Raw genomic sequence first — 20,451 nt, forward strand, 5'->3', positions numbered from 1 at the left:
TTGTCGATTATCGCGCCAGCCGCACTGCGGCGAAGGGTCTCGTCGGCGCGGTCAAGGCCACCTCCGACGATCCCTGGGGCCGCCGGCGGTGGCGCTGCAGCTTACTGGAAGACGGCGTTGACGTTGTCCAGACTGTCGGAGCCCTCGATGCTGACATTGCCCAGATCGAGCGCCGCGACGGCACGCTCGATGGCGCGGGTCTGGTCGACCAGGCCGTCGATCGCGGCCTGGACGCGGGCGTTGCCCTCGTCGTTGCCTTCGCCGATCTGCTGATCGTAGGCCTCGCCGTCCTCGGCCGCCTTGGCCATCGTCTCCATCGCGGACACCGTCGCGTCGAGCTTGGCGCGCAGCTCCTGATCGATCTCCGGCGCGCTGGCGGCAACGAGGTCGGAAACGGACGGGCCCTCGACAATCGTTCCGTCCGTGCGCTCGTAGCGGCCGGTATAGACGTTGCGAATGCCGATGGCGTCGTGGAGGTGCGAGATGTGGGTGTTGTCGGAGAAGCAGTCATGCTCCTCCTCCGGATCGTGCAGCAGCAGGCCGAGCTTCATGCGCTCGCCGGCCAGTTCGCCATAGGAGAGCGACCCCATGCCGGTGAGGATCGCGGAAATGCCGTTCTCGGGGGAATCGAGCAGAGCCTTGCGGGCCGCGCCGTCCTCTTCCCAATTGCCGACCATCTCTTCCAGATCGGTGACCAGCAGGTCTGTGGCCGCGTCGAGATACTGGCCGCGCCGGTCGCAATTGCCGCCCGTGCAGTCGTCGCCGCTGGCAAAATCGGTGTGCGGGCGCTCGCCGGCGCCGGCATCCGTGCCGTTCAGGTCCTGGCCCCAGAGCAGAAACTCGACCGCATGGTAGCCGGTGGCGACATTCGCCTCGACGCCGCCGGCTTCCTGCAGCTTGTCCTGAAGGAGTTCGGGCGTGATGGTCGAGGCGTCGATGGTCTCGCCGCCGATGGTGATCGACGGGTTGGCGATGACGTTGGCGGTGTAGAGATTGTTCGCGTCGGACTCGGTGCCGTAGGTGCCCGCGACGTAATCGATCAGCCCCTCGTCCAGCGGCCAGGCATTCACGCGGCCTTCCCAGTCGTCGACAATCGGATTGCCGAAGCGGAAGGCCTCGGTCTCCTGGTAGCTCGGCCGGGCAGCGCGCCATGCGTCACGGGCGGCCTTCAGGGTCGCTTCGCTGGGATCGGCGATCAGGGCGTCGGTCGCCTCGTCGAGCGTCTTCGCCGCAGCCAGCGCGTCCTGATAGCCGGCAAGCGCGATGTCGGAATAGTTCGCGAGAACCGCGGCCTTGTCCGGCGCGTCGTCGGCGGCGAGGGCCGACGGGGCAACTGCCAGCAGGAAGACGCCGGAAAGGGCGGCGAGGCCGGTTCGGGCCATCGGGCGGAGAGAGTTCATGGTCGTGCTCCAGTTCTGGCCGAACGCCTGTCCGGCTTCTGCCAAATTGCCAGGGGCGAGCCGTCAGCCCGTGACTGTCGTTTCGGGCTAGAACTTGGGCCGGTGTAAAGTCAACTCTTAAAGTCCAGTTTAGAGTCGTTCAAAGAATCCGATCTGCTTGGTTTTGCTTGTGTTGCGGCAGATGATTTGTCGGCCGAGGGCGCACGGAGTCCGGCATCGGCGAGCGCGCCGCCCGCCGATGCCGGTTGCCGGGGGAGCTACCCCTTGGAGACGCCGCGCAGGAGCATGAGGAAGCTCGGCTCCAGGTCGAAATTCTCTATCGCCGTCGTGGCGACGGCGTTCTGCTTCCAGTTGGCGATGAAGGCCCAAGGCGCATCCTCGTGGATGATCGCCTGCACCCGGTTGTAGAGGGCGCCGCGAGCTGCGGGGTCGGTCGTCCGGCGGGCTTCGGCGAGCAGGCGATCGACTTCGGCGTTGGCGTAATAGCCCGCATTAAAACCGCCCGTCTCCGGCATGGCATCGCTGCGCAGTGCCAGGAAGGGCAAGGTGTCGGGGTCGTTGGTCATCCACGCCATCTCGGCCATGTCGGCCTTGCCCGCGAGCCCCGGATTGACGTTGGAAAGAAAGGTATTCCACTCATAGGTCTCGATCCGGGCATTGAGCCCGACCGCCTTCAGATCAGCCTGGATGGCTTCGGCCATGGCCACGGGATCGAGCATGCCGGACCCGCCCTCGGCAACGTAGAAGGTGAGGGAAGCGCCCTCGACGCCGGCCTGCCGGATCAGCTCGCGCGCCTTCTCCGGATCGTGCGGGTAGGGCTGAACGGAACCGTCATTGGCCCAGTCGAAGGCTGGCGGAATGGGGCCGGCGGCGATCTCCGCTGTGCCCTGCAGGACGTCCTCGATGAGGCTCTCCTTGTCGATGGCGTAGTTGACCGCCTGGCGAACGCGCTTGTCCGAGAAGGGGCCTTCCCTTGTGTTGAGGATCAGGAACCAGAGATGCGGGCCGGTTTCCTCGTGGACGACGAAATTGGGGTTGTCGCGGAAGGCGGCGAGGCTCGCGGGCGGCACCTCGGCCATGATGTCGATACCCCCCGACAGCATGTCGGAAGCACGGGCGGCGGCGTCCGGGATCGGTCGGAAGACGACCGTCTCCATCGATGGCGTGCCATCCCAGTAATCGGGGTTGCGGGCAAGGGTGACAGCCTCGTCCGGTGTCCATTCGGTGAAGCGGAATGCCCCGGTTCCGACGGGCGCGCGGGCAAAGCCCTGGCCGCTTTCTGCAACGGCCGACGGGGAGACGATCAGGCCGGTCGGGTAGGCCAGATTGGACAGGAATGGCGCGAACGGCTCCTTCAGCTGGAACGTCACGGTCATCGGATCGGGGGTCTCGACGGCCTCGACCATGGAAAAGAAGAAGGCGAGGGGAAAGGGGCCCGTGCCGTGCTGCGGGTGGTCCGGGTCGAGCATCCGGTCGAAGGTGAATTTCACCGCCTCCGCATCGAACGGCGTGCCGTCGTGAAAGGTCACGCCTTCGCGCAGATTGAAGGTGTAGGTCAGCTGATCGTCGGACACGGTCCAGTCGGTCGCGAGCGCCGGTTCGACCTCGAGCGTGCCGCGCTTGAAGCGCACCAGCCCGTCAAAGACGTTCACCAGGATGCGGAAGTCGTTGGTCGCCGTCACGGTCTGCGGATCGAGCGATTTCGGCTCGGCGATCTGGCCGACGACGAGGGTCTCGTCGGACGTCTGCGCGGCGGTCGGTCCGGCGAACACAGTCAACAGGACTGCGAGGACGGTGACGAACCATCTCATGAAACTGCTCCGGTCAATCGGCTGGAAAAGCGATGTTGCTGATTCAGCCTTATGGATCAACCGGCGGGCCGAAATGAGACGCCGCGCGTGTCGTCAGCCCGATTGGGGCGTCTTTGTCCTTGAGCAGGTACCCGGGCATGGCCGGGCGGAATGCTCAGAGGAGAACGTCGAAGAAATATCCGGCCATGGCGAGGAGGGTTCCGACCACTGCCGTCGGGATCATCACGCTCGTCATCCGGTTGTCGGCGACGGCCGCGCCACTCGCCAGATCGTCGCGCTGCGAGCGGGCCAGATAGAAGCCCCGTCTGCCCAGCCGGACCTGCTGCCGTGTCGGTTCGGCCTGCGCCCAGACCTGCGGCGTGTAATGTACCGGCTCCGCGGCATGGACGGGCTCGCGCACGACGTCCGCCTGGGCGGCTGTCGTGATCGGGTCTGCCGCTGCGGATGGCGCCGCTTCAGTCGCGGGCACATCGGCGGAGACAGCATCCGTCCGCGCCGCGCTGCCGCCGCAGGCGAACATCATGTATTCGTCGCTACCAAATCCAGGCGGGAACGCAGAAACACCGAGCATCACAGACCTCCAAACCGTTAACGCGCGAACGGCCGTTTCGTTGCGCGGACAAACCCTCGAAGTCACTGATCCGGTTTCTTTAGTCGGCTCAAAACGGGCGCGATCGACGCCGCCGGCTATTCAACCGATTTTAATACCGGCGAGCATGCGCCCGGTACTGGACGTCACGCGTCCGGGTCATCAATAGGGATGACGAACCAACCGGTGGGCCAGGGTGGCCGCCGGTGCCACGAAGGGGAGAGACATGCTAAGAACGCAGACCGTCCGCGAGATCCTGTCCTGGTACGAGGGCGAGACGCCCGGCCTGAAAAGCAATCTCTCCCGCCTCTTGATGCACGGCAAGCTGGCGGGTACCGGCCGCGTCGTGATCCTGCCGGTCGACCAGGGCTTCGAGCATGGTCCGGCCCGCAGCTTTGCGCCGAACCCCGTCGGCTACGACCCGCACTATCTCTACCAGCTGGCCATCGACGCTGGTGTTTCCGGTTATGCCGCTCCGCTCGGCCTGCTCGAGCAGGGCGCTGACACCTTTGCCGGCGAGGTGCCGCTGATCCTGAAGCTGAACAGCGGCAATTCGCTGGTCGGCGGCGCCGACCAGGCGGTGACGGCGAAGGTCGAGGACGCCATGCGTCTCGGCTGTGTCGGCGTCGGCTTCACGATCTATCCGGGTGCCGACAATTCCTACGCCATGATCGAGGAACTGCGCGAGATCAGCTACGAGGCCAAGTCGCGCGGCCTGATGACGGTGGTGTGGTCGTATCCGCGCGGCGGCAAGGTGACGAAGGACGGAGAAACCGCGCTCGACATCATCGCCTATGCCGCGCACATGGCGGCGCTGATGGGCGCGACGATCATCAAGGTGAAGCTGCCGACCAGCCATCTCGATCTCGACGCGGCCAAGACGGTCTACGACAAGTACGAGATCCCCGGTGACACGGCCGCAGCGCGGGTCCGCCACATCATGCAGGCGGCCTTTGCCGGCAAGCGCCTCGTGGTCTTCTCGGGCGGCGCCGCGAAGAACACCGACGAGTTGCTCGACGAAGTGCGCGCTATCCGCGAAGGTGGTGGCAACGGCTCGATCATCGGTCGCAACTCCTTCCAGCGCCCGAAGGAAGAGGCGCTGGCGCTTCTCAACGAAGTCATGGACATCTACCGCTAGACCAATGTTCGGCGGCGCCGGGACAGGCGCCGCCGGTATTGGAGTTGCCGGGCCCTCCGGGACCTGCGCGTTCGTGCTAGCGTGACGCCATGTCGGCGCTCTTCCTATCAAGCCGGGTCTTCGATGCTCTCGCGGCGGTCTGGCTGGCGGCGGTGCTGTTCGCTGCCGAGGGACAGGCGAATGCTGCCGAGCTCCTGATGTTCGAGCAGGCTGGCTGTCCGTTCTGCGAGGCCTTCGACGCCGAGATCGCACCGGGCTATCCCGCCAGCAACGCCGGGAGGCTGGCCCCGCTGCGCCGGGTCGACATCCATGACGATCGTCGCGGCGGCATCGATACGCTGGTGCCCGCCGTCTTCACGCCCACCTTCGTGCTGGTGGACGACGAGGGCCGCGAAATCGGACGGCTCGAGGGCTATCCGGGACGTAAATGGTTCTATCCCGAAATCGACGCCCTGATTGACCGACTGCCAGCCGGCGAGCCGGCGGCGGAAACGGCTCCCGAATGAGGCGTCCGTTCGCAGGCCGTTGACGCCCGGCGGCGCCGAAACGACAGCGGCCGCCCGAGGGCGGCCGCGATCTGCGTCTCCGGGAAGTGAGCCTACTGGGCCGCAGCGGCAGCCAGGGCCTCGGCCGGATCGCGCGTTGCGCCGGCTTCGTCGAAGGAGGCGAGATAGGCGATGATATCGACCATCTCCTGTTCCTTCTTGATGCCGGGGAAGACCATCTTGGTGCCCTTCACCACATCGCGCGGATTAGTGAGCCAGGCCGTCATCAGTTCCTCGTTCCAGGCCGCCTTATCAGCCGCCCATTCCTGGAAGGCCGGCGAGAAGGAATAGCCCTCGACCGCGCCGGGCTTCTCCCCGATGACGCCGTTCAGCTCGGGGCCGATCTTGTTCTTGGCGCCTTCGCCGACGGCGTGGCAGGCCATGCATTTGCGGAAGACCTTCTTGCCGGCATCCGGATCTCCGGCGGTCTGGGCAAGAGCCCCGTTCGCCAGTGTCAGCGAGAGCAGGGCTCCCGCAGCGACGATCAACCTGTTCATATGTCCTCCAACCAATGACGGTGCCTTCGGAAGGATATGGAACGGTTCCAGAGAGGGCAATCAGCCGGACCGCGAATTCAGGTCGCAGGCGGCGTGGTCGCGCGAATGGAATGGCGGCGCGGCGCGGGCGGCAGGCTCTCACCGCCCTGGCGCGCCTGCTCATGCGGCGGTCCGGCCTGCCCAGATGAAGTGTATCCAAGCAGGGAAGGTGGCAACGCTCCAGTTTCCCGAAGCGCGATGACCGGCCGGACTAACGAGAGCTGAGGCGCGGCGATCGGCGGATGTCCATGCGGATGTGTCAGACAGACGATCTGCGCTCTGATCTGGACCGATGCTCCATCGGTGAAAATCGGTGATTGAGCATGGCGGGAATGGGGCGGCTTTCCGCTCGGTCGTCGCCCGATCCGCAATCCTCGTCGACGCCCTGCTATGCGGGGGGCAGGCCGCGTCGGGGCCCGGCGGGCACGTTGCTGCATCGCGGTCTAGGAATAACTTCCGACACAACTTCGCCTCATTGATTAAGGGCGTCCGTGAACGGGCGGTTGACGTAAACCATCGTTTTTAAGGGAGAATAAAGGGTCGGGCGTTACGAAGGATTCACGACGCCGGGTCCTGCAGGTCCTCGTTGCGGATCGGCAACACGGCGAAGGAGAACGTATTCCTGCCATTTTCTGAGCACGGATGCGAACCATAACCCTCCCGAACCCGACAACACGGGTGCGGCATTCGGCGCCGACGGCAGCGTCGGTCCGGAGACAAGGTCGCGCAAGCGACATAATGGAGTACGACTATGAAACGCCTTGCATTGCTTCTCGCCACCACGGCTTTCGTGACCCCGGCCCTGGCCGCGGACGTCATCTATGAGGAGCCGCCGGCACCGGCGCCGATGGCCATCGAGCCTGTCGCCACCACCGCAACCTGGACCGGCCTCTACATCGGTGGCCAGGCTGGCGTCGCATTCGGCAACGAGTCCGATGGCGCGACGTTCAACCCGGGCGGCGGCGGCGCATTCGGCACCGGCACGTATTCCGAAGATGACGACAATGCCGGCTTCATCGGCGGTGGTCACATCGGTTACGACTACCAGATCAACGACTTCGTCGTGGGTGCGGTCGCCGACATCAACTACATCGACGCCGAGACCAACCGCTCCTACACGACCGGTGGCTCGACCTTCTCGACGAGCAGCGACATCAACTACCTCGGCACGGTCCGGGCGCGCGTTGGTTACGCCATGGACAGCGTCCTGCTCTACGGTACGGGCGGTCTCGCCTATGCCGGCGTCGACAACGACGCGACCGCTCCGGCTTCGTCGGGTAGCTTCGCTGGCTACACCTTCGACCAGGACGAAGACGACACCGACATCGGCTATGCCGTCGGCGGTGGCGTGGACGTGATGGCGACGAACAACATCTCGTTCGGCGTCGAGTATCTCTACACGAACCTCGGTTCGAACGATCAGACGGTCACCGGTACCAACGGCACCAACACCGTCAGCTTCACCAGCGAGTCGAACAACGACGACCTGGACTTCCACACGATCTGGGCCAAGGCCTCGTATCGCTTCAACTAAGAACGGTTCCGGACGCCTCAGGCGTCCGGTTTCGCTTCAGAGCCCGGCGGATCCTCGCGATCCGTCGGGCTTTTTCGTTTGTGGATTTCCGAAACCGGCGGGAATGACCGTGGTCAGGCCAGCGGCGGCAGCCCGAGATCGGCGCGGCGCGGCAGGTCGGCGCCGCGACGGGAGCAGGTGACCGCGGCCGCCCCGACCGCGAAGCGAAGCAGCGATTCCACGCTGGCCTGGTCGGCCTGCTTCAGGGCGGCGCGTGACAATTGCCCGCGCTCCTTGAGCGCAGCCAGAAGTGCGGCCTGAAACGTGTCGCCGGCGCCGACCGTATCGGCGACGACGATCCGCTGCCCCGCGACCGTGGCGGTGACGCCGCCACCCGTCAGCGCAATAGCGCCGTTCTCTCCGCGCGTGACCACCGCCATCTCCGCTCCGGCGCCGACCCAGTCCGCCAGCACGGCTTCGGCGGCGCGTCCCGGATAGAGCTGTTCGAGATCCTCCTCGCTTGCCTTCACCAAACCGGCGAAGGGGACGATCTCGGCGACTTTCGCGCGCCAGATGTCGATGTCCGGCTCGATCGCGGTGCGGATGTTCGGATCGTAGGAGATGAAGCGTCGCCCGGATTCCTGGCGCACCAGCTTCATCAGTGCGGATGCCGTCGGTTCGGTGACGGTGGAATAGGACGCGACATGGATCGCGGCGAGCGCCTCGGGAAATTCGGCCGGTACGTCCGACGGTTCGACCGAACGGTCGGCCGTGCCCTCGATGTAGAAATCGTAGGCCGCCGAGCCGTCGGCCGCTAGCGAGACCATGGCGAGCGTGGTGTTGCGATCCGTCGGGATCAGGAATTGCTGGTCGATCGCCTCGCGTTCCATGAAGCCGCGAATGCGGGTGCCGAAGATGTCGCGCGAGACCTTGGTGAAGAAGCCGGCGGGATGTCCGAGGCGCGCCAGACCGAGCGCGACATTCAGCGGCGAGCCGCCGACACGGCCGGCAAGCGCGATCTGCGCCACGTCGTCGCCGGTTTCGACGAAAAGATCGAACAGCGCATCGCCGCAACTGAGGAACATGGCAGGCCTCCCGCACCCCGGATCCACTCTGGTGCCTTTAGCGGCTAGCAGGTCTCGGCGAAACGGGGAAGGCGAGGGGCGGTCGGGACGGACGCTGCAATGGGCTTTCTTCCGCGGCCGCCACGCCTATGATCGCCGAACGGAGCAAGTAACAAGGATACCGCAGCAATGGCATTCGAACGGGTCAACGGCGTCGTTCTCCATCACAAGGTCGAGGGGAACGCGGCAGGGCCGACGCTGGTCTTCGCCAATTCGCTCGGGACCGATTTCCGCATCTGGGACGCCATGGTGGCCGATCTGGCGGCCGATTACCGGATCGTTCGCTACGACAAGCGTGGTCATGGCCTGTCGGAGGCAACGCCGTCCCCCTATGCGATGGAAGACCACGTGGCCGACCTGAAGGCGCTGATCGATCATCTGGGTCTCGTCGATCCGCTGGTCGTCGGGCTGTCGATCGGCGGCATGATCGCGCAGGGGCTCGCCTCGCAGCATCCGGGCGTCGCCAAGGGGCTGGTGCTGATGGATACGGCGCATCGCATCGGCTCGGACGAGCTGTGGAACCAGCGGATTACCGCGATCGAGGCGGACGGCATCGCGGCCATTTCCGACCAGATTCTGCAGCGCTGGTTCACGCCCGACTTCCGCGCGCCCGGCAAGCCCGATTTCGTGGGCTATTCCAACATGCTGCTGCGCACGCCGCTGGCCGGCTATCTGGGCAGTTGCTGCGCCCTGCGCGATGCCGATTATACAGACGCGACAGGAGCACTGACGCTGCCGGTGCTCTGCGTCGTCGGCGACCATGACGGCTCGACCCCGCCCGATCTCGTGCGCTCGACTGCCGATCTCATCGCTGGCGCGCGCTTCGAGATCGTCGAGAATGCCGGGCATCTGCCATGCATCGAGCAGCCGCAGGCGACGACGCGCCTGGTCGCGGACTTCGCGGCCGAGGTGTTCGGCGGCGCGGGCAACCAATGACGGCAGCCGTCTTCTCCAATCCGATCCTCGCCGGGCTCGTGGGGGACGAGGAGCTCTCCTCCTACTTCACCGCCGCATCGGACATTGAAGCCATGCTGGCCTTCGAGACGGCGCTGGCCGAGGCCGAGGCCGCGGAAGGGCTGATCGCCGCAGAATCAGCTGCCGCGATCGCGGCGCGGACGTCGGGTTTCACCCCGGACATTGCCGGTCTGGCGGACGGAACGGCCCGCGACGGGGTGGTCGTGCCGGACCTGCTGCGTCAGCTCAGGGCCGATCTCGCCGACGATCATGCTGCGGCGCTGCACAAGGGCGCGACCAGCCAGGACGTGATCGACGCGTCCATGGCGATGCGCATGCAGGGGGTGTCCCTCGTCCTCGATCGGCGGCTGGCGGCACTGGTCGACGGGCTGGCAGAGTGGAGCATCGCGGCCGGCGATGCTGAGGTGATGGCCCATACCCGCATGCAGGCGGCCCGCCCGACCCGGTTCCAGCGTAAACTTTCGGCGTGGTCGGACCCGCTGGTGCGGTGCCGGCTGCGGCGCGAGGAGATCGCCCCGCGGGCCTTCGCGCTGCGGTTCGGCGGCGCCGTCGGGGACCGTGCCGGTCTCGACGGCAAGGGGGACGCGATAGCCGCGCGCGTCGCCGAGACGCTGGGGCTCTGGTCGGCGCCGGGCTCGCTGCATTCGGACCGCGACGGCATCGTCGAGTTCGGTACCTGGCTGTCGCTGATCACCGGCGCGCTCGGCAAGTTCGGGCAGGACGTCGTGCTGTCGTTGCAGAACGAGGTCGGCGAACTGGCGCTGCAGGGAGGTGGCGGATCCTCGGCCATGCCGCACAAGCAGAACCCCGTCGGGGCGGAGGTGCTGGTCACGCTGGCGCGCTTCAACGCCACGCTGGTCTCGGGTCTGCACCACTCGCTGGTCCATGAGAACGAGCGGTCGGGTGCGGCCTGGACGCTGGAATGGATGATCCTGCCGCAGATGGCGATGGCCGCCGGCGCGGCGACGCGCACGGCGCAGGATCTGCTGGGCCGGTTGTCACTGGCGGAGGCGGCACGAACAGGCTGAGCCGATCGCGAGCGGCACGGAAACTCCGCTCGTGTTTCCGGCCTTCTTCGAAACGCGAACGCGTTGCCTGGCGCAACGATCGGGCGACGCGCCCTTGTCTGGCTGCCGTTCAGGCGGCGCGGTCGAGACGCGAGCGCGAAGCGGGTTGCTGCGAGCCGCCGCGCTGATGGACGGCATCGTCCTCCAGGCGGAAGCGTTCGACCACATCACCGAGATTGCGGGCATCGGCCGCCAGCGCCTGCACGGCGGCGGTGGTCTCCTCGACCAGGGCGGCGTTCTGCTGGGTCGCCCGGTCCATCTCGGCGGCAGCGCCGGAGACCTCCCTCAGGCTCGTCGCCTGTTCGGTCGCGGAGACCGCGATCCGGCCGATGACGTCGGTCATCGCGGCGACTTCCTGGACGATCTCGTCGAGGCTGCGACCTGATGCGGTGACGAGTTCGACGCCGTTCTTCACCTCCTCGCCGGAGGCCGAGATAAGCAGCTTGATCTCCTTCGCCGCATCGGCGGAGCGCTGGGCAAGGCCACGCACTTCCTGCGCGACCACGGCGAAGCCCTTGCCGGCCTCGCCGGCACGGGCCGCCTCGACGCCGGCATTCAGCGCCAGGAGATTGGTCTGGAAGGCGATTTCGTCGATCACCCCGATGATTTCGCCGATCTTGTGGGAGGAGGTCTCGATGCGGCTCATCGCGGCAACGGCGCGCGAGACGACCTCGCCGCCCTTTTCCGCCTTGTCGCGGGCTGCCGTCGCCACGGTCCGCGCCTGGCTGGAACTCTCGGCCGTTCGGTTGACTGCCGCCGTCACCTCGCCGAGGGCCGCGACCGTCTGCTCCAGGGAAGCCGCCTGCTGCTCGGTGCGGTGCGCCAGATCGGCGGAGGACTGGGCGATGCCGCCCGTCGCCTGCTCGACGCTGCCGACGGTAGATGCCACTTCGGCGAGCGCGTCGGCCAGAGCGCCGATGGCGCTGTCGAAATCGGTGCCGATCTTGCCGAAGGCGGCCGGCAGCTTCGTCGCGAGGCGGGCGCGAAGGTCGCCGCCGGCGATCTGGTTCAGCGCCGTCGCCAGTGTCTCGATGGCGCGGGTCTGCTCCTCCGCAGCCCTGGCTTCGGCGGCCTGCGCCTTCGCACCCTCCTCACGCATCTCGACCATCACCGTGAGGTCGACGAGGAAGGTGACATAGGCGGGTTTGCCGTTGATTTTCGTCGCCATGATGGTGACGAAGCCGGGAAAGGTCGTGCCGTCGAGACGCTTGGTCGTCCATTCGAAGCGCGCCGCGCCGTTCTTCGTCGCCTCGGCGAGAATGTCGCGGAGCCGGGCGTCGCTGCGACTGCCATCGGGCTGAGTGTCCGGGGAAATCGCCTTCGGGGTGAGGCCGACGATGCCCTCGCGCTTGCCCCTCAGCATGGCCTCGGTCGCGGGATTGCAGTCGCGGATCACGCCGTCCTGCAGGACGTAGTAGCCGTCGGGCGAGACTTCGATCACCGCGTCGGCGAACTGCTCGCGATAGCTTCTCTGTTTGCGCATCATCTGCAGCATGCCGGCGTCTCCCCCGCAACAATTCCGGGAAGCCTAGCAAGTCGTGGTGAACGAAAGGTTGCTGTTTCCGCGCGTTAAGCATCGGTGCCGGGCTGCATTGCATGTTGCGTTCGCGATCACGCCGGTCTTCTTGGCGTTCCGCTAGGTCCCGCGCAGGGCGTAGGTGCCGAAGGCCGGGACCTTGATCGCCAGGCGGCGGGGGTCGAGCCCGGCGACGAGGCCAAGGAAATTGACCTCGAAGCCCGAATCCCAGCCGACGACGAGGCCCGCATAGCCCCACAGCGAGAGGCGGAACTCCGCCCGGTCGGGATCGAGCGCGACGAGGCGGCCCTCGGAGGGGTAGTCGCGGCCAATCGCGGCGGCCGGCAGGGTGGCGGCGATGCCGGGCACGGCGCGCATCACATGGGCGACGAAGGTGTTGGAGTTCGGCCCGGGGAAGATGTGGTAGCCGCCCGACGCTGCGAAGGGGTAGGAGGCGATGGCGTCGCGGACCTGCGGGATCAGGCGTTCGGCGCGCTCTCCCGTGACGGCGACGACGATCTCGGGAACATTGGAGTACCACAGGCCATCGGCCGGCCGGTGGTTCTGCCGGATCGGCATGCCCCAGCCGACCTTGTCCCAGCGCTCGTAGGGGCTGGCGCCATCGCCCTTCAAGACGATCCAGGAATGCTGGGAAACGGCGCCCTTCATGCCGCCGGTGCGCGCGGCGAGAATGTAGAGGGCCGCCGGCGTGCCGTCGTCCGGCACCGGCAGAATCTGGGCCGAGCTCCAGTCCGCCTGGCGCCACGAGCCGGGATGTTCGCCGGTCCACCAGAGCAATGCGGACAGGGCCGCCGGCAGCACATAGACCCCGGCAATGAGAAGCAGCAGCAATTTCAAGGGACGCATCGGCTCGCGGGCAGGTGGCGGGGGGCGTATCGGACTGATATTGAGGCGACGTTTCGAAACAGCAGCTTAAGGTCGAGGTGCCCAATGGCAAACCCGGTTCTCGTGGAAGTGACCCGCGGTGGTATCGTGGAGAGTTTCCATCGCGGCGGTTTCGCGCTCGTCGATGGTTCGGGCGAGATGGTCGACCATCGCGGAGACATCCTGCGGCCGGTGTTTCCGCGCTCGGCGATCAAGGTGTTCCAGGGCATTCCGCTGATCGAGACGGGCGCCGCCGATGCCTACGGTTTCGGCGACCGGGAACTGGCGCTGGCCTGTGCCTCCCATTCGGGTGAGGACGGCCATGCGCGTCTGGCGGCGGAGATGCTGGCGAAAGCCGGGCTCGACGGCACGGTGCTCGAATGCGGCTGCCACTGGCCGTTCGACGCGTCGGTGTCGCGCGAGCTGGCCCGGCGCGGCGAGAAGCCGACGGCGCTGCATAACAACTGCTCGGGCAAGCATGCCGGCTTCCTCTGCACGGCGGTGCATCAGGGCGAGGAAACCCGCGGCTATGTCGGGCTTGGTCATCCGGTGCAGCAGCGCGCCAAGGCGGTGATCGAGGATCTGACCGGCTTCGATCTGAATTCCGATGTCTGCGGTACCGACGGCTGCTCGATCCCAACCTTCGCTGCGCCGCTGAAGAGCTTCGCCCATGGCTTCGCCAAGCTGGTCAGCGGACATGGGATCGCCCCCGAGCGCGCAGCCGCCGGCCGGCGGCTCATCGACGCCTGCATGGCCCATCCCTGGGAAATGTCGGGCACCGGCCGGGCCTGCGAGGCGCTGATGCAGGCCGCGCCCGGCAAGGTCTTCGCCAAGACCGGTGCGGAGGGCGTGTTCTGCGGGGCGCTACCGGAGTTCGGCCTCGGCTTCGCGCTGAAGATCGATGACGGGGCGACGCGGGCCAGTGAGGTGCTAGCGGCAGCGGTCATCGCCGCGGCGCTGCGCAGCCACGATGCCGATCTGGCGGCCCGTTTCGATGCGCTGTCCGAGACGACCCTGCGCAACTGGGAGAAGACCGAGGTCGGCGCCGTCCGGGCGACGCTCGACTAGTCCGGCGTCAGGCGCTCAGCTCCAGTCGCTCTTCGGCGCCGACCGCGTCCGCTCGCTGCTCTTGGCAGGGCTGCGGGTGGAGCGCCGGCGCGGCGCCGGTTTGGTCGTCGGCTTCAGCCGGATGTCGACGCTGCCGCCCTCCGGGTCGTCCACCTCGAACAGATCGGTCGAGCGCACGAGGTCCGACAGCTTCTTGAAGCCATAGGTACGCGGATCGAAGTCCGAGGACAGGTTGAGGAGCTGCTTGCCGAAGCTGCCGAGATTCACCCAGCCATCCTCGGTGTCCATCTGGTCGATGACCCGCTTGAGCAGTTCGGCGGCTTCCTGCGGCTTGGCGAGCGGTGCGCTGGTCGGCTTGCCGTCGTCCTTTTCCGGTGCGATGCGCTGGGGCAGCAGGTTCTCGGTGTAGATGAAGCGGCGGCAGGCCTGGCGGAAGCTCTCGGGGGTCTTCTGCTCGCCGAAGCCGTAGACGTCGACGCCCTGCTCGCGGATCCGCGCCGCCAGCCGCGTGAAGTCGCTGTCCGACGACACCAGGCAGAAGCCGTCGAAGCGTCCGCTGTGGAGCAGGTCCATCGCGTCGATGACGAGGGTGATGTCGGAGGCGTTCTTGCCGGTGGTGTAGGCGAATTGCTGCTGCGGGATGATGGCGTGGCGCGACAGCACGTCGGCCCAGCCCTTCGAGCGCGACGAGGAGAAGTCGCCGTAGATGCGGCGCACGCTGGCTTCGCCGATCTTGGCGATTTCCTCGAACAGGCCGTCGGCGATCCGCGATGAGGCGTTGTCGGCGTCGATCAGCACGGCTAGGCGCGCAGTGCGGTCTGGTCTTGTGTTGGACATGCAGAAATCCTTGGCTCTCGTGAGAGGCGATCTAAGGCGCGCGGCGCCGGTGCACAGGCATTGGCTGCGACACGCGCGAAATGGAGGATTGCGACGGTGGGGCGGCCGTCATCGGTTCCCGCCGGAGCGGGGCAGACCCAGATGGTCGAGGATATCTTCGGCAACGGCCGAGGGCGCCCGCTCCCCGGTGCGCACGGCGTTTTCACCGGCGGCGATCTCGGCCGGCCAGTTCGGCCCGGACAGGACGCGCCGGCGGATCGCGGCGTCGAGGCTGGACCACAGCCAGCGCACGCGCTGGTCGGCCCGGCGTTCGTCCCAGGCGCCGTTGTCGCCATGCACCTGCCGGAAGCGTTCGATCTCGCCCCAGAGCGCGTCGAGCCCGGCGCCGGTCATGCCGGAGACCGTGGCGACGGGAACGCGCCATGCGGCCGAACGCGGCGCCAGTATGTTGAGCGCCGAGCGGATCTCGGAGGCGGCGGTCTTCGCCGCGTCGACATTGCCGCCGTCGGCCTTGTTCATGGCGATGATGTCGGCGACCTCGAGAATGCCCTTCTTGATCCCCTGCAATTCGTCGCCGCCGCCGGGGATCATCAGGAGAAGGACGAGATCGACCATCTCCGCCACCGCGACCTCGGCCTGGCCGACGCCCATGGTCTCGACGATCACCACGTCGAAGCCGGCCGCTTCGCAGAGAAGCATCGTCTCGCGGGTCTGGGCTGCGACGCCGCCGAGCGTGCCGGAGGACGGGGAGGGGCGGACATAGGCATTGCGATCGACGCTCAGCCGCGCCATGCGGGTCTTGTCGCCGAGAATCGAGCCGCCGCTGCGGACCGAGGACGGGTCCACCGCCAGCACCGCGACCCGGTGCCCCTTCGCCGTCAGCATGGAGCCGAAGGCGTCGAGAAGGGTCGACTTTCCGACGCCCGGAACGCCGCTGAGCCCGATGCGGATGGCCCGTCCGGTTTCCGGCGCGAGACGATCGAGCAGCGCGGCTGCCGTCGCGCGATGGTCCGCGCGGGTCGATTCGACCAGGGTGATCGCCCGCGAGAGCGCGGCGCGCGATCCTTCGAGCAAGGATGCCGCCAATGTGTCGGGATCGGTGAAATCGGCCATGGGAGCCTGCAATAGTGGGCCTCGGCGTGGCTGTCGACCATAGTGGCGCCGTATAGGAAACATTCCCGATAACGGCTCGCACCGGTCTTTGTGACCCCGCGTGGCTTTCGATGATGAAACGCTTTTGCTAGCTTTCCGTTGGTGGGTACAGCGATCGACCTTCTGTCGGTCGCGGCACTTTGGGAGAATGACAATGGCCTGGAACAAGCCCGTTATCACGGAAGTCTGCGTCGCGATGGAAATCAACGGCTACATGCCGATCGAATTCTAATTGTCGACTGCACATGATAGCCGCGGGCGGGCACAGACCCGCCTGCGGCTTTTTGTATTGGGCTCCGCTGCCGGCGGCGGCTATCCCCAGTGGAACTGCCTCTGTGACGTATGCCGCCTCTACTGGACCGGCGACACCCGTGTCAGCGCGCGCTCGCAATCCTCGATCGCCGCGACGGCGGACGGTGAGAACTGGCTTCTTCTGAACGCCTCTCCCGACCTGCGCGAGCAGATCATGCGATCCCCGCCGATCTCGCCGATGGCCGGGGCTGCCGATGCGACGCGGCGTGCGTCGCCGATCGGTGCGGTGCTCGTCACCAATGGCGATGTCGATCATGTCGCCGGCCTTCTGACATTGCGCGAGAAACAGGCTTTCCCGCTCTACGGAACGGCAGGCGTTCTCGACGTCATCCAGCAGAACCCGATCTTTTCCGTCCTTGACCCCGCTTGTGTCGAGCGCCGGCCGGTCGCGGTCGGGCAGGCGTTCGAGCCGGTGCCCGGACTGGAGGTCGAGATCTTCTCGGTTCCCGGCAAGGTCCCGCTCTACCTGGAAAAGGGCGAGGTCGATGTCGGCGAGGAAGGCGAGATGACCGTCGGCGTCCGGCTGACGGCGCATGGCCAGACCGCCTATTACATTCCCGGCTGCGCCGCGGTGACGGAACCGCTGCGCGAGCGCGTGCGCGGCGCCGACGCGCTGCTCTTCGACGGGACCGTGTTCGACGACGACGAGATGGCGCAGGCCGGCGTCGGTCCGAAGACCGGCCGGCGCATGGGCCACATCCCGATCTCGGGCGAGGGCGGCAGCCTGAACGCCTTCGACGATCTGGGGATCGGTCACCGGACCTATATCCACATCAACAACACCAATCCGATCCTGATCGAGGGATCCGACCAGCGGCAGGCTGTCGAGGCAGCCGGCTGGCAGGTTGCGAAGGATGGCATGGAGATCGCGCCATGACGGCCATGATGGATCGCGAGGCCTTCGAGGCGGCGCTGCGCCAGATCGGCGCCGAGCGTTACCACCATCTGCATCCGTTCCAGCAGATGCTGCAGAATGGCGAGCTGAGCCGCGAGCAGGTTCAGGCCTGGGCCCTCAATCGCTACTACTACCAGTCGCAGATCCCGGTGAAGGATTCGCACATCCTGGCACGTCTGCAGACGACGGAGTTGCGGCGCGAATGGCGCCAGCGGATCATCGACCACGACGGACAGGAAGCGTCCGAGGGGCAGCCGGCGCAGCGCGGCGGCATCGAGAAATGGATTGCCCTGACCGATGGCGTCGGCCTCGATCATGCCTATGTGGAAAGTGGAGCCGGTATCCTGCCCGGCACCCGTTTCGCGGTCGATGCCTATGTGCATTTCGTGCAGGAGAAGACGCTGCTGGAGGCCATCGCCTCGTCGCTGACCGAGCTGTTCTCGCCGAATGTCATCGGCACGCGCGTGCGTGGCATGCTCGAGCATTACGACTTCATCTCGCGCGAGACGCTGGCCTATTTCGACAAGCGTCCCGTGCAGGCCAAGCGTGATTCCGATTTCGCGCTGGAGTATTGTCTGGAGAACGCCCGCCGGCCGGAAGAGCAGGAGGCGGTGCTCAACGCCCTGCGCTTCAAGTGCCACGTGTTGTGGGCGCAGCTCGACGCCCTGTATTTCGCCTATGTCGCGCCGGGGCTGACCCCGCCCGATGCCTGGCAGCCCGGCACGGCAGAGAAAGAGAATCCGAGATCATGACCGAGATTGCCGACACCACGATTCCGAAGCTGCCGCACGGCGTGAAGTTTCGCGAAGACAAGGTCCGCGGCAATTTCATCCTGGTCGGCCCGGAGCGGATCTTCAACGCCGACGGCGTTGCGACCGAGATCCTGAAGCGGGTCGACGGCAAGTCCGATTTCGGCACGATCGTCCGCTCGCTGGCCGAGGTCTTCGCCGCTGACGAAGCCACCATCCGCCCCGATGTCGCGAGCTTCCTTGTCGATCTCAGCGACAAGCAAATGGTGACGTTATGAACGAAGCCGTCTTTCCCCAACCGGCCGGTGAGCCGGTCGCGCAGCCGACGCCGGCGCCACCGCTGGGCCTTCTGGCCGAACTCACCCATCGTTGCCCGCTGCGCTGTACCTATTGCTCGAACCCGCTGCAGCTCGACGGCCGGTCCAGCGAGCTCGACACCGAGACCTGGAAGCGGGTGTTCAGCGAGGCCGCCGAACTCGGCGTCATCCATATCCACCTGTCCGGCGGCGAGCCGACGGCGCGCAAGGACATCGTCGAGCTGACCCGCCACGCCAGCGAGGTGGGCCTCTATACCAACCTCATCACCTCCGGCGTCGGCGTCAGCGACGACACGCTGGATGCGCTGCTGGAGGCCGGTTGCGACCATATCCAGCTCTCGCTGCAGGGGGCGGATGCCCAGATCACCGAGCTTGTCGGCGGCTATCGCGGCGGCTTCGAGAAGAAGGAAGCCTTCGCCCGTTCGGTGGTGGAGCGTGGCTTCCCGCTGACGCTGAACGCGGTCATCCACCGGATGAACATTCATCAGGTGCCGCAGATGATCCAGAAGGCCGTCGATTTCGGCGCCAAGCGCCTGGAGATCGCCCATACGCAATATTACGGCTGGGCCCTCAAGAACCGGGCACAGCTGATGCCGGCGCGCGAGGACGTCGACCGGACGATCACCGAGGTCGAGGAAGCCCGCGAGCGGCTGAAAGGCACGCTGGTCATCGACGCGGTGTTCCCGGACTATTACGCCAAATATCCCAAGCTGTGTAACGGCGGCTGGGGCGCGCGGACGCTGAGCGTGACGCCGGCTGGGCGGGCACTGCCCTGCCATGCGGCCGAGACGATCAAGCATCTGGAATTCTGGTCCGTGCAGGACCATTCGATCGCCGACATCTGGTCGTCGTCCCCGGCTTTCGAGGCCTATCGCGGCACGTCGTGGATGAAGGAGCCCTGCCGTTCCTGCGAGCGCCGGCACATCGATTTCGGTGGCTGTCGTTGCCAGGCGCTGGCGCTGACGGGCGATGCGGCCAATACCGATCCGGCCTGCATCAAGTCGGATATGCATCAGCGGCTCGGCGAGATCGCCACGACGGAATCCTCGGCGGTCGTTGACCCCGGCGCCGCGGTCTATCGCGGATTCCGCGCCGGATAGCCTTCCCCGTCACCGGGCCCCGGGACGGGGCGCCGGTTGCGCCCCTGCGTTTCGTCAGGCCGTCATGCCGGCCGTCTGTCCCGTCGCCTGCTTCCAGGAGAAGCGCCGCGCGGCATTGTCGTTGGCCGAGCCTGCCCAGCGCGCGCGGTCGACGAGGCTCGTCGACGGACCATACAATTCCGCCCGTTCGCCGGCTGTCGACTGGAACACCGGAAACTTCGGGTGGAGTTCGCGGCGCAGCGTCTGCATGTCGTTGTAGCAGAGCGCGATCGGCTTCTTCAGTCCGGGATAATGCCGGGCCGGGGTCCGCGGGTGCAGAAGGCAGATCCGGTCGTAGAAGGGCACGTGTTCGGGCCGGACCGTCGCCAGCATGTAGGTGGCGTCGAAATGGTCGGCGAGCATGGAGCCGAGCCTGAGGCCGGCGAAGGGGAGGAGCGTCGTCATCTTCCGGACGCTATGGTCGACGACGAAGCGGGTCGGGTCGACGAAGCTTTCGCCCTTGTCGAGCAACGGCGCCAATTCAGCGCCGAAGACATCCATGGCCGGGCCGACGCGGCATTCCGGGGTGGTGATATGCAGGCGGATCGAGGCGACGAGTCGGTCATCGATCTCAATGCCCAGAACGAATGCGTTCACATCCTCGTCGTGACGATCTGAGAACATGCGGGACGGTGCTTCGCCGATCGCCCCTTCGGCAAGATACGCATCGTAGCGCAGGCGATAGATCTTTTCGCGATCGGTATCGCTGGTGGCCTGGAAATAACGGACGCTTCTCATCACGCTGGATATCTGAGAGCGACCGGAGAGTTTGCCAGACTTGCTCGTGCCTCGTTCCATGCTTCGTCAGTCCCCGCTGCATTTGACGACGATATCGTTCAAATTGTGCAGACAGGATTACGCATTTCTAAATATATGCAAAGCT

At 66.3% G+C, this 20,451-nt stretch carries 21 protein-coding genes; 11 read left to right on the plus strand and 10 right to left on the minus strand.

Going from position 1 to position 20,451, the window contains the following annotated elements; all coding sequences use genetic code 11:
• Positions 1–101: 101 nt before the first annotated feature.
• The 3 genes from J3367_RS01720 to J3367_RS01730 all read right to left on the minus strand — a co-directional run bounded on the left by J3367_RS01720 (position 102) and on the right by J3367_RS01730 (position 3,785).
• Complete coding sequence (locus J3367_RS01720; RefSeq protein ID WP_081651791.1) at positions 102–1,400, minus strand: imelysin family protein; 1,299 nt, start codon at positions 1,398–1,400, stop codon at positions 102–104.
• 257 nt (positions 1,401–1,657) lie between these two features.
• Positions 1,658–3,211, minus strand: coding sequence for an ABC transporter substrate-binding protein (locus J3367_RS01725; protein WP_024349021.1), 1,554 nt, complete (start codon positions 3,209–3,211; stop codon positions 1,658–1,660).
• A 154-nt stretch (positions 3,212–3,365) separates the two neighbouring features.
• A complete protein-coding gene (locus J3367_RS01730) occupies positions 3,366–3,785 on the minus strand; it encodes a hypothetical protein (protein WP_421460082.1) in 420 nt (139 codons plus the stop codon).
• A gap of 241 nt (positions 3,786–4,026) precedes the next feature.
• Between J3367_RS01730 and J3367_RS01735 the strand changes: the two genes are divergently transcribed.
• Together J3367_RS01735 and J3367_RS01740 are read left to right on the plus strand one after the other, a co-directional pair.
• Positions 4,027–4,938, plus strand: coding sequence for a class I fructose-bisphosphate aldolase (locus J3367_RS01735; RefSeq protein WP_024349019.1), 912 nt, complete (start codon positions 4,027–4,029; stop codon positions 4,936–4,938).
• Between the two features lie 89 nt (positions 4,939–5,027).
• Positions 5,028–5,444 carry a hypothetical protein gene (locus tag J3367_RS01740; protein ID WP_024349018.1) on the plus strand — a complete coding sequence of 139 codons (417 nt, stop codon included), beginning with the start codon at positions 5,028–5,030 and terminating at the stop codon, positions 5,442–5,444.
• A 92-nt stretch (positions 5,445–5,536) separates the two neighbouring features.
• On the opposite strand, the gene J3367_RS01745 is transcribed toward J3367_RS01740, so the two are convergent.
• Positions 5,537–5,980 carry a c-type cytochrome gene (locus J3367_RS01745; protein WP_024349017.1) on the minus strand — a complete coding sequence of 148 codons (444 nt, stop codon included), beginning with the start codon at positions 5,978–5,980 and terminating at the stop codon, positions 5,537–5,539.
• A 790-nt stretch (positions 5,981–6,770) separates the two neighbouring features.
• Between J3367_RS01745 and J3367_RS01750 the strand changes: the two genes are divergently transcribed.
• Complete coding sequence (locus J3367_RS01750; protein ID WP_024349016.1) at positions 6,771–7,553, plus strand: outer membrane protein; 783 nt, start codon at positions 6,771–6,773, stop codon at positions 7,551–7,553.
• Between the two features lie 113 nt (positions 7,554–7,666).
• On the opposite strand, the gene J3367_RS01755 is transcribed toward J3367_RS01750, so the two are convergent.
• Positions 7,667–8,617 carry a carbohydrate kinase family protein gene (locus tag J3367_RS01755; RefSeq protein WP_024349015.1) on the minus strand — a complete coding sequence of 317 codons (951 nt, stop codon included), beginning with the start codon at positions 8,615–8,617 and terminating at the stop codon, positions 7,667–7,669.
• A 168-nt stretch (positions 8,618–8,785) separates the two neighbouring features.
• Between J3367_RS01755 and pcaD the strand changes: the two genes are divergently transcribed.
• Positions 8,786–9,592, plus strand: a complete 807-nt coding sequence (pcaD, locus tag J3367_RS01760; protein ID WP_024349014.1) for a 3-oxoadipate enol-lactonase — start codon at positions 8,786–8,788, stop codon at positions 9,590–9,592.
• Positions 9,589–10,659, plus strand: a complete 1,071-nt coding sequence (locus tag J3367_RS01765; RefSeq protein WP_024349013.1) for a 3-carboxy-cis,cis-muconate cycloisomerase — start codon at positions 9,589–9,591, stop codon at positions 10,657–10,659. The genes pcaD and J3367_RS01765 overlap by 4 nt, the downstream gene beginning before the upstream one ends.
• A gap of 109 nt (positions 10,660–10,768) precedes the next feature.
• On the opposite strand, the gene J3367_RS01770 is transcribed toward J3367_RS01765, so the two are convergent.
• Both J3367_RS01770 and J3367_RS01775 read right to left on the minus strand, forming a co-directional pair.
• On the minus strand, positions 10,769–12,193 hold the full coding sequence (locus J3367_RS01770; protein ID WP_024349012.1) for a methyl-accepting chemotaxis protein: 1,425 nt from the start codon (positions 12,191–12,193) through the stop codon (positions 10,769–10,771).
• A 141-nt stretch (positions 12,194–12,334) separates the two neighbouring features.
• Positions 12,335–13,081: a DUF3750 domain-containing protein gene (locus J3367_RS01775; protein WP_024349011.1), complete on the minus strand. Its 747-nt coding sequence runs from the start codon at positions 13,079–13,081 to the stop codon at positions 12,335–12,337.
• A gap of 84 nt (positions 13,082–13,165) precedes the next feature.
• Between J3367_RS01775 and J3367_RS01780 the strand changes: the two genes are divergently transcribed.
• Positions 13,166–14,167: an asparaginase gene (locus J3367_RS01780; protein WP_024349010.1), complete on the plus strand. Its 1,002-nt coding sequence runs from the start codon at positions 13,166–13,168 to the stop codon at positions 14,165–14,167.
• A gap of 15 nt (positions 14,168–14,182) precedes the next feature.
• On the opposite strand, the gene J3367_RS01785 is transcribed toward J3367_RS01780, so the two are convergent.
• Positions 14,183–15,004: an NYN domain-containing protein gene (locus J3367_RS01785; RefSeq protein ID WP_024349009.1), complete on the minus strand. Its 822-nt coding sequence runs from the start codon at positions 15,002–15,004 to the stop codon at positions 14,183–14,185.
• Between the two features lie 108 nt (positions 15,005–15,112).
• Positions 15,113–16,117: a methylmalonyl Co-A mutase-associated GTPase MeaB gene (gene meaB, locus J3367_RS01790; protein WP_051141485.1), complete on the minus strand. Its 1,005-nt coding sequence runs from the start codon at positions 16,115–16,117 to the stop codon at positions 15,113–15,115.
• A gap of 193 nt (positions 16,118–16,310) precedes the next feature.
• Between meaB and pqqA the strand changes: the two genes are divergently transcribed.
• The 5 genes from pqqA to pqqE are packed head-to-tail and all read left to right on the plus strand — an operon-like array spanning position 16,311 to position 19,529.
• Complete coding sequence (gene pqqA / locus J3367_RS01795; protein WP_007067894.1) at positions 16,311–16,388, plus strand: pyrroloquinoline quinone precursor peptide PqqA; 78 nt, start codon at positions 16,311–16,313, stop codon at positions 16,386–16,388.
• Positions 16,389–16,430: 42 nt separating this feature from the next.
• On the plus strand, positions 16,431–17,345 hold the full coding sequence (gene pqqB, locus J3367_RS01800) for a pyrroloquinoline quinone biosynthesis protein PqqB (protein ID WP_024349007.1): 915 nt from the start codon (positions 16,431–16,433) through the stop codon (positions 17,343–17,345).
• A complete protein-coding gene (gene pqqC, locus J3367_RS01805) occupies positions 17,342–18,115 on the plus strand; it encodes a pyrroloquinoline-quinone synthase PqqC (RefSeq protein ID WP_024349006.1) in 774 nt (257 codons plus the stop codon). The genes pqqB and pqqC overlap by 4 nt, the downstream gene beginning before the upstream one ends.
• Positions 18,112–18,390 carry a pyrroloquinoline quinone biosynthesis peptide chaperone PqqD gene (pqqD, locus tag J3367_RS01810; RefSeq protein WP_024349005.1) on the plus strand — a complete coding sequence of 93 codons (279 nt, stop codon included), beginning with the start codon at positions 18,112–18,114 and terminating at the stop codon, positions 18,388–18,390. Before pqqC ends, pqqD begins: the two co-directional genes overlap by 4 nt.
• Positions 18,387–19,529 (plus strand): pyrroloquinoline quinone biosynthesis protein PqqE, encoded by a 1,143-nt coding sequence (gene pqqE / locus J3367_RS01815; RefSeq protein ID WP_024349004.1) that lies wholly within the window; start codon positions 18,387–18,389, stop codon positions 19,527–19,529. The genes pqqD and pqqE overlap by 4 nt, the downstream gene beginning before the upstream one ends.
• Positions 19,530–19,583: 54 nt before the next feature.
• Here the strand turns inward: pqqE and J3367_RS01820 are convergent, their stop codons facing one another.
• Positions 19,584–20,306, minus strand: a complete 723-nt coding sequence (locus J3367_RS01820) for an N-acyl amino acid synthase FeeM domain-containing protein (RefSeq protein WP_024349003.1) — start codon at positions 20,304–20,306, stop codon at positions 19,584–19,586.
• Between the last annotated feature and the right edge of the window lie 145 nt (positions 20,307–20,451).

The organism is Aurantimonas sp. NFXS3, assembly GCF_049132005.1.
GTDB classification, from domain to species: Bacteria; Pseudomonadota; Alphaproteobacteria; order Rhizobiales; family Rhizobiaceae; genus Aurantimonas; species Aurantimonas coralicida.

Coding starts and splice junctions, on each gene's coding strand:
- J3367_RS01720 (WP_081651791.1), bottom strand. CDS start 1,400: ATGAACTCTCTCCGCCCGATGGCCCGAACCGGCCTCGCCGCCCTTTCC.
- J3367_RS01725 (WP_024349021.1), bottom strand. CDS start 3,211: ATGAGATGGTTCGTCACCGTCCTCGCAGTCCTGTTGACTGTGTTCGCC.
- J3367_RS01735 (WP_024349019.1), top strand. CDS start 4,027: ATGCTAAGAACGCAGACCGTCCGCGAGATCCTGTCCTGGTACGAGGGC.
- J3367_RS01740 (WP_024349018.1), top strand. CDS start 5,028: ATGTCGGCGCTCTTCCTATCAAGCCGGGTCTTCGATGCTCTCGCGGCG.
- J3367_RS01745 (WP_024349017.1), bottom strand. CDS start 5,980: ATGAACAGGTTGATCGTCGCTGCGGGAGCCCTGCTCTCGCTGACACTG.
- J3367_RS01750 (WP_024349016.1), top strand. CDS start 6,771: ATGAAACGCCTTGCATTGCTTCTCGCCACCACGGCTTTCGTGACCCCG.
- J3367_RS01755 (WP_024349015.1), bottom strand. CDS start 8,617: ATGTTCCTCAGTTGCGGCGATGCGCTGTTCGATCTTTTCGTCGAAACC.
- pcaD (WP_024349014.1), top strand. CDS start 8,786: ATGGCATTCGAACGGGTCAACGGCGTCGTTCTCCATCACAAGGTCGAG.
- J3367_RS01765 (WP_024349013.1), top strand. CDS start 9,589: ATGACGGCAGCCGTCTTCTCCAATCCGATCCTCGCCGGGCTCGTGGGG.
- J3367_RS01770 (WP_024349012.1), bottom strand. CDS start 12,193: ATGCTGCAGATGATGCGCAAACAGAGAAGCTATCGCGAGCAGTTCGCC.
- J3367_RS01775 (WP_024349011.1), bottom strand. CDS start 13,081: ATGCGTCCCTTGAAATTGCTGCTGCTTCTCATTGCCGGGGTCTATGTG.
- J3367_RS01780 (WP_024349010.1), top strand. CDS start 13,166: ATGGCAAACCCGGTTCTCGTGGAAGTGACCCGCGGTGGTATCGTGGAG.
- J3367_RS01785 (WP_024349009.1), bottom strand. CDS start 15,004: ATGTCCAACACAAGACCAGACCGCACTGCGCGCCTAGCCGTGCTGATC.
- meaB (WP_051141485.1), bottom strand. CDS start 16,117: ATGGCCGATTTCACCGATCCCGACACATTGGCGGCATCCTTGCTCGAA.
- pqqA (WP_007067894.1), top strand. CDS start 16,311: ATGGCCTGGAACAAGCCCGTTATCACGGAAGTCTGCGTCGCGATGGAA.
- pqqC (WP_024349006.1), top strand. CDS start 17,342: ATGACGGCCATGATGGATCGCGAGGCCTTCGAGGCGGCGCTGCGCCAG.
- pqqD (WP_024349005.1), top strand. CDS start 18,112: ATGACCGAGATTGCCGACACCACGATTCCGAAGCTGCCGCACGGCGTG.
- pqqE (WP_024349004.1), top strand. CDS start 18,387: ATGAACGAAGCCGTCTTTCCCCAACCGGCCGGTGAGCCGGTCGCGCAG.
- J3367_RS01820 (WP_024349003.1), bottom strand. CDS start 20,306: ATGAGAAGCGTCCGTTATTTCCAGGCCACCAGCGATACCGATCGCGAA.